General features: G+C 46.5%; 6 protein-coding genes and 1 pseudogene. 5 read left to right on the plus strand and 2 right to left on the minus strand.

The features are described 5' to 3' along the window. Positions 1 to 27 precede the first annotated feature (27 nt). The gene (locus tag H6G92_RS32605; protein WP_190900205.1) at positions 28 to 1,272 is read right to left on the minus strand and encodes a cytochrome P450; all 1,245 of its coding nucleotides are present in this window, start codon (positions 1,270 to 1,272) and stop codon (positions 28 to 30) included. A gap of 192 nt (positions 1,273 to 1,464) precedes the next feature. Next, complete coding sequence (locus H6G92_RS32610) at positions 1,465 to 2,352, minus strand: pirin family protein (RefSeq protein WP_190900206.1); 888 nt, start codon at positions 2,350 to 2,352, stop codon at positions 1,465 to 1,467. Positions 2,353 to 2,392: 40 nt separating this feature from the next. Here H6G92_RS32610 and kdpA point away from each other — a divergent pair. The 5 genes and pseudogenes from kdpA to kdpC all read left to right on the plus strand — a co-directional run. Then, positions 2,393 to 3,307: pseudogene (gene kdpA, locus H6G92_RS32615) on the plus strand (potassium-transporting ATPase subunit KdpA); the annotation flags it as partial. After that, positions 3,273 to 3,794 (plus strand): hypothetical protein, encoded by a 522-nt coding sequence (locus tag H6G92_RS40940; protein WP_313890026.1) that lies wholly within the window; start codon positions 3,273 to 3,275, stop codon positions 3,792 to 3,794. The pseudogene kdpA and the gene H6G92_RS40940, both read left to right, overlap by 35 nt. Continuing rightward, positions 3,698 to 5,758 (plus strand): potassium-transporting ATPase subunit KdpB, encoded by a 2,061-nt coding sequence (kdpB, locus tag H6G92_RS32620; RefSeq protein WP_242061222.1) that lies wholly within the window; start codon positions 3,698 to 3,700, stop codon positions 5,756 to 5,758. The genes H6G92_RS40940 and kdpB overlap by 97 nt, the downstream gene beginning before the upstream one ends. Positions 5,759 to 5,764: 6 nt before the next feature. Next, positions 5,765 to 6,055, plus strand: a complete 291-nt coding sequence (locus H6G92_RS32625) for a potassium-transporting ATPase subunit F (RefSeq protein ID WP_190900208.1) — start codon at positions 5,765 to 5,767, stop codon at positions 6,053 to 6,055. Beyond that, a complete protein-coding gene (kdpC, locus tag H6G92_RS32630) occupies positions 6,055 to 6,693 on the plus strand; it encodes a K(+)-transporting ATPase subunit C (RefSeq protein WP_190900209.1) in 639 nt (212 codons plus the stop codon). Before H6G92_RS32625 ends, kdpC begins: the two co-directional genes overlap by 1 nt. The last annotated feature ends 164 nt before the right edge of the window (positions 6,694 to 6,857 follow it).

The following is a 6,857-nucleotide window of genomic DNA, read 5'->3' on the forward strand; positions in this document are numbered from 1 at the left end:
CCTGACAAAATCGCGTTGCTTCCCATTTCATGCTATTTTGTCGAATTCAATATGGAGGTACTTCACTGTCCGCATGAGTATGTTCGGCAAGTACTGGTAATTTTCTTGTGCCAAGCGGATGTTCTTAAGCCGTAGCAGTAACCGCTCATAGGCGATCTGCATTTCCTTACGAGCAAGCATAGCGCCCAAACAAAAATGAATGCCATAACCAAAAGATAGGTGGTTGCTGGCATTATGGCGGCACACATCGAAACGCTCACCCTCAGGAAATTTTATGGGGTCGCGGTTAGCAGCATCGAAACGGATCATGACCAAAGACCCAGCTTGGAGAGCAACATCTCCTAGTTTTGTATCTTGCATCACAACTCGCCACATTCCCGCTGTCGGACTTTCCATCCGTAGAACTTCTTCAACAAAGTTCTCTAGCTGGGAAATATCTGTTTGTAGCAACTTCATTTGCTCTTGATTGTTTGTCAGCAATAACATCCCACCCGCGAGTGCACTGGTGACAGTCTCATTGCCTGCCACTAATATTTGCTGAACTATACTTAGTAATTCAGCAGTGTCGAGCGATCGCTCTCCAGCCACCTTTGCCTGTACCAAGTCAGTAATCAAATCATCTTGAGGCTGTTTTTGGCGTGAGTCTATGACATCATGAAAATAGTGCTGGAAAGCAACAACATCTTTAGCACACTCGATCTCCTGGTCTCTAGAAAGTGTGTGACCTAGGCGTGCAATAAAAGAATCAGACCATTGCTTGAACTTCGGCAAATCTGCTTGCGGCACACCTAACTGTTGAGCAATAACTTTGATCGGTAAGGGTACGGCAAACTCACTGACGAATTCACACTTGCCGCGCTCAATGAAACTGTCAATAAGTTCATCAACAATCTGCTCAATCAAGTCACGCATTTTGTTGACACGCGACGAGCTGAACGCCTTATTCACCAGCGAGCGAAATCGCTCGTGTTCTGGCGGATCTGCCGTGAGCAGGGTGTTCATCTGAGGCCAGCCTTGAGCAGAAATTTTCTGCAACTCATCATCCTGTTCTCCTTTGCCAGCCAGTAAAGTAGAGAAATTGCTAGAGAATATTTTTGTATCCTTAAGAATTTCTATCACCAAGTCATAGCGGGTAACGAGAAAGAGTTTGGTGTCAGGTCTGGGACTAGGTAGCTCCATAATTGGTGCTTGCTCTTGTGCCAGTTTGTAGAATTCATAAGGACACACAAGCAGTTCCGGGTCAAAGAAGTTGTAGTCCGACAGATGCTTCATGCTTCTACTGGTGGTCAATGATTGTTTGCTTTGAGTAATTATGCAGTCAATATCATCTTAACAAGATACTCACCGTTCGCTGTCGTAAAGCGCCCTGCCTTTGGTTATGCCGAAACTAATGCGCGACGGATCAAAGAAAAGATTCTCCAGAAGAGCACAAAGTCATTCATGCAACAATGACCTTTCAAACGCCTATGAAAAAGGATTAGCTTCTGTCACCACTTCTGGTAGTGGAATAAACTCTGTTTCATCTGGCACGGTAGCAAAGCGGGAGTTGCGCCAATCAGCTTTAGCTTGCTCTATTCGTTCTGGTCGGCTAGAGACAAAATTCCACCATTTGTAGCGTTTACCTAACGGCTCACCGCCAATAACAATACATCGAGCAGGGGCAGTAGCAGAAACGCTGATCTGATCACCTGGCTCTAGAATAGCGAGACGATATTGCTCTATCGGTTCATCATTAATCCTCAATCCCTCTGTGACACTATATACTGCCCTTTCTGAATAATCAGTAGGGATAGTGAAGTGGGCATTGGCAGATAACACCCCATCTAAATAGAGGATAGGTGAGAAAAATTCTACAGGTGAGGTATAGCCAAATATTTGCCCAGCAATAAGTTTGATGACAACGCCATTCTCTTCCCAAGTGGGAAGGGTTTCAGCAGGATAGTGAATGAACTTTGGATCGGTTTCTTCGTTTTCAACAGGTAGGGCGACCCAGGTTTGAATGCCATGAATAGTAGTTTCTTTGTGACGGTCAGAGTCAGGTGAGCGTTCTGAATGTACAATCCCCTTTCCTGCTGTCATCCAGTTCACTGCACCTGGTTTGATTTCCTGCACAGTACCCAAACTATCCCGATGCATCAAAGCACCATCAAATAAATAAGTTACCGTTGCAAGATTGATATGAGGATGTGGTCGGACATCGATGCCTTGATTGGGGGGCATAACGGACGGCCCAAGATGATCAAAAAAGATAAACGGCCCAACCATTTGGCGATTAGGATATGGCAAACTGCGGCGGGCAAAAGACCCACCCAGATTTTTAATTTCGGGTTCAATCAGTTGAAGGATTGCCATAAATCATAGAGGGTGATTGGTAAATGCTGGAATCATTATAAGTATATCTAATGCTTGGTTAGTATATGGCATGGTCGGTGTACTTTATGTTGTATTTATCATCGTCACTGCCATTGGTGAATACAACGGTAATCCGGCTGTTAATGCACTGCTTGGTAGTCAGCAGCCGAACCTAGAGGGTAAAGAAGTCCGGTTTGGTTGGGCACAATCTGCATTATTTGCAACGAGTACAACTGGTACTATGTGCGGCGCAGTCAACAGTTTACACGACTCCTTTATGCCCAACGGCGGTTTTATTACCCTTTCCAATATGTTTCTGCAAATTATCTGGGGTGGACAGGGTACAGGAACCGCTTATTTGTTCGCTTACCTGATTCTGGCTGTGTTTGCTACAGGGCTGATGGTGGGGCGCACACCAGAATTTCTCGGACGCAAGATTGAAAAGCGCGAAGTTGTTCTTGCTAGTTTCCTGATTCTGCTAGTTCACCCGATCGCAATTATGATTCCCGCAGGTATCACCTTGGCATTTCCCGATCAACTATCAGGAATTAGCAATCCCGGCTTCCACGGCTTTGCTCAAGTAATTTATGAATACGCCTCCGCTGCTGCTAACAACGGTTCTGGGTTTGAAGGCTTAGGCGATTCACAACCGTCTCCTTTTGCTATCGCCACAGGTACAGAACCAACTTTAACTGCTTTGTGGTGGAACTTGAGTACCTGCTTCAGTTTACTGGCTGGACGTTATATTCCAGTTTTGGGTTTGCTGTTTTTAGCAGATAGTATGTCTCGTAAGCAAGCTGTTCCCTACACCACTGGTACATTGCGAACCGATACCGGACTATTTATAGGCGTTACCGCAGGCGTGATTTTAATTTTGGGCGCACTTACATTCTTCCCAGTATTAGCATTAGGCCCCATTGGTGAAGCTTTCTTTATTGCCAAAGGTATCGGCTAGGGATTGGGGAGCGGAGGGGCAGGGGAGAGTTAGAACACCGTTCATCGACTTCGGAACACCATTCATCGTCCTCGGAACACCATTCATCGACCTCGGAACACCGTTCATCGTCCTCGGAACACCATTCATCGTCCTCGGAACACCATTCATCGACTTCGGAACACCATTCATCGTCCTCGGAACACCATTCATCGACTTCGGAACACCATTCATCGTCCTCGGAACACCATTCATCGACTTCGGAACACCATTCATCGTCCTCATCGTTCCATGCCCAATGCCCAATGCCCCATTCCCAAGATTTAATGTATGCCAATTACTACTGATTCTCCCTCCCCCCGTATTCCATCTGGAACTCGTGACTCGCGAAAACACACCCCCAAAACAGATATGCGGGGACTTTACCAGAGAGCAATTCGCGAGTCATTTATTAAGCTCGATCCGCGAATTACTGTCAGAAACCCAGTTATGTTTGTTGTTTGGGTAGGGACAATTGTCACCTTCCTTGTTACCCTTAATCCAAATCTGTTTGGCACAATCCAGGCAGATGCCAACCAACAACGCGTCTTAAACGGGTTGATTACCTTTATTCTCTTTTTCACCCTCGTTTTTGCCAACTTTGCCGAAGCCGTAGCTGAAGGACGCGGTAAAGCACAAGCTGATTCACTGCGATCGACGCGATCAGATACGATCGCTAATAAAATCCTCCCCGATGGTTCCATAGTCAAAGTCAATTCTACGGAACTGCGGCGGGGCGATTTGGTAAAAGTGGTTGCAAATAATATGATTCCCGCCGATGGGGATGTAATTAAAGGCATCGGCTCAGTGGATGAGTCGGCAATTACTGGGGAATCTGCCCCTGTATTGAAGCAACCAGGTACAGATATTGCCAGTTCGGTGACAGGTGGCACACGCTTACTCTCCGATGAGTTGACAATTAAGATTAGCGCTGATCCTGGTCAAGGCTTTATCGATCGCATGATTTCCCTGGTAGAAGGGGCAGAACGCAGCAAGACTCCCAACGAGATTGCTTTAACGGTATTGTTGGCAGTGTTAACGCAGGTGTTTTTGATTGTGGTGGCAACCATGCCTCCCTTTGTAGGTTACATCGCTAGCTTTATCAGCACGGCCTTTGGAGTTGAGGCGGGAAACAGTTTGCGGGCGGGTGCTAGCGTTGCTATCCTCATCTCGCTACTGGTAGCTTTAATTCCTACAACTATCGGTGGTTTGCTCAGTGCGATCGGTATTGCAGGGATGGATAGGGTTGCCCAGTTTAACGTCATTGCTACCTCTGGTCGAGCAGTAGAAGCCTGCGGTGACATCAATACCCTGGTGCTGGATAAGACAGGCACAATCACCTTGGGTAATCGGATGGCTGACGAGTTTATTCCTTTGAATAATCACTCAATCAAAGATGTGGCGCAAGTCTCCCTTGCTGCTAGCTTGTTTGATGAAACGCCAGAAGGCAAGTCAATTGTGATATTGGCAGAAAAGTCCCAAGCTGCGGTAGACTTTAATATCGACAAAGCCGAGGGTGTGGAATTTTCCGCAAAAACCCGGATGAGTGGCACAAATCTACCCGATGGCAAACAAATTCGCAAAGGAGCAGTGGATGCCATTAAGGGATTTGTCCGTTCCCGTGGTGGCTACGTTCCTGATGATATAGACGCAGCTTATGAGCGAGTTTCCCGATTAGGCGGTACACCCTTAGCTGTTTGCCAAGATGACAATATTTATGGTGTCATTTACCTCAAAGATATTGTGAAACCTGGACTGCGGGAAAGGTTTGACCAACTCCGCCGTATGGGTGTTAAGACTATCATGCTCACAGGTGACAACCGAATTACCGCTTCGGTAATTGCCCAAGAAGCTGGGGTTGATGATTTCATTGCCGAAGCGACTCCAGAAGACAAAATTGAGGTGATTCGTTCTGAACAATCTCAGGGTAAATTGGTGGCAATGACCGGAGATGGTACTAACGATGCACCTGCTTTGGCTCAAGCAAATGTCGGTGTGGCGATGAACTCTGGGACGCAAGCTGCCAAAGAAGCTGCCAACATGGTGGACTTAGACTCTGACCCCACGAAGTTAATTGACTTAGTAACCATAGGTAAACAGTTGCTAATTACCCGTGGAGCATTGACAACGTTCTCCATCGCTAACGATATTGCCAAGTATTTTGCCATCATTCCCACTATCTTTGCAGCCGCTGGAATCGGCGCACTTAATATTATGGGATTAAAGAGTGCTCAATCTGCGATCGTCTCGGCGCTGATTTACAATGCTTTAATTATTCCGGCATTAATTCCGCTAGCACTCAAAGGGGTAAAGTTTTTACCTTTAACAGCAGATCAACTGTTACGTCGCAACATCTTCATCTATGGCGTTGGTGGTATCATAGCTCCCTTCATTGCCATCAAACTGATAGATATCATCTTACCTTTGTCTTAATCTACTATGAAACCCGTTAATATCCGCCGCGCGTTAGCGAAGCTCGCCGCAGGCATCGCTGCATCTCAAGTATTAGAAGAAATAACTGAAATCTGGTGTCAATGGCGTAGACACAAGCTGGCACTGTATTTGTTCTTGGCGATGTGTTTCAACCTAGTTGTTGCACCTCTAGTTTATGCGGCGACTGGTGAACAGCTTTCCCGCAGTCAATCTTGGGGATTGGGATTGTTAGGGCTGGTGACACTAGGGCTTTCCATCTATCTATTTTTTGTAATGTTTGTACCGGAGAAATTCTAATGAGTTTTGCACGCGAAGCTAGCAGGGCTATTCGTTCTACCTTGTTACTCTGGGTTATTGCAGCAATTATTTATCCTTTTGGGATGATTGCCATTGGGCAGATTGTGTTTCCGTTTCAAGCAAACGGTAGTTTACTAACAAATAGCACAGGTCAAGTTGTCGGTTCTGCTTTGATTGGTCAACCTTTTAGTAGCGATCGCTATTTTAACAGCCGTCCCAGTACCACCAGTTACAGCACAGCCGACCCCAAAAAGGACGATGCGGGAGTTTTGAAAACCGGGGTTTCTGGTGCTAGTAACTTGGCTCCTAGTAATCCCGCATTACTGGAACGCATCAAAGGTAAAAATTACCCCGACCCCAGCAAAAAGGTTGAAGGTAACTTCAATCGTTTGAAAACAGCAGGTGTACAGCCGACTGCTGATCTAGTCTACACCTCTGGTTCCAGCCTTGATCCCCACATCACCCCCAAAGCTGCGATCGCTCAAATTGCACGAGTAGCCAAGGCGCGAGGAGTTCAGCCCCCCCAACTGGAAACTTTGATTGCCCAAAATACCGATGGTCGTTTTCTTGGTATCTTTGGTGAGCCTGGAGTTAATGTGTTGAAGCTGAATCTAGCTCTGGATAAGATCAAAGGATAAAGGCATAGGCTATTTCTGTTACAGCCTAATTATGAAGTTGACACTCCCCGCTCTAAAGAGACGGGGATTCTTGGTTCTCTGACTCGCCGTTAGGCAGCAGGCTTGCGCCAACGGCCCAAGAGGGCAAATCTCCCCAAGCGTAGCTTCCGGTGTGCCCCACCGTA

The organism is Nostoc foliaceum FACHB-393, assembly GCF_014698505.1.
Classification (GTDB): Bacteria; Cyanobacteriota; Cyanobacteriia; order Cyanobacteriales; family Nostocaceae; genus Nostoc; species Nostoc foliaceum_A.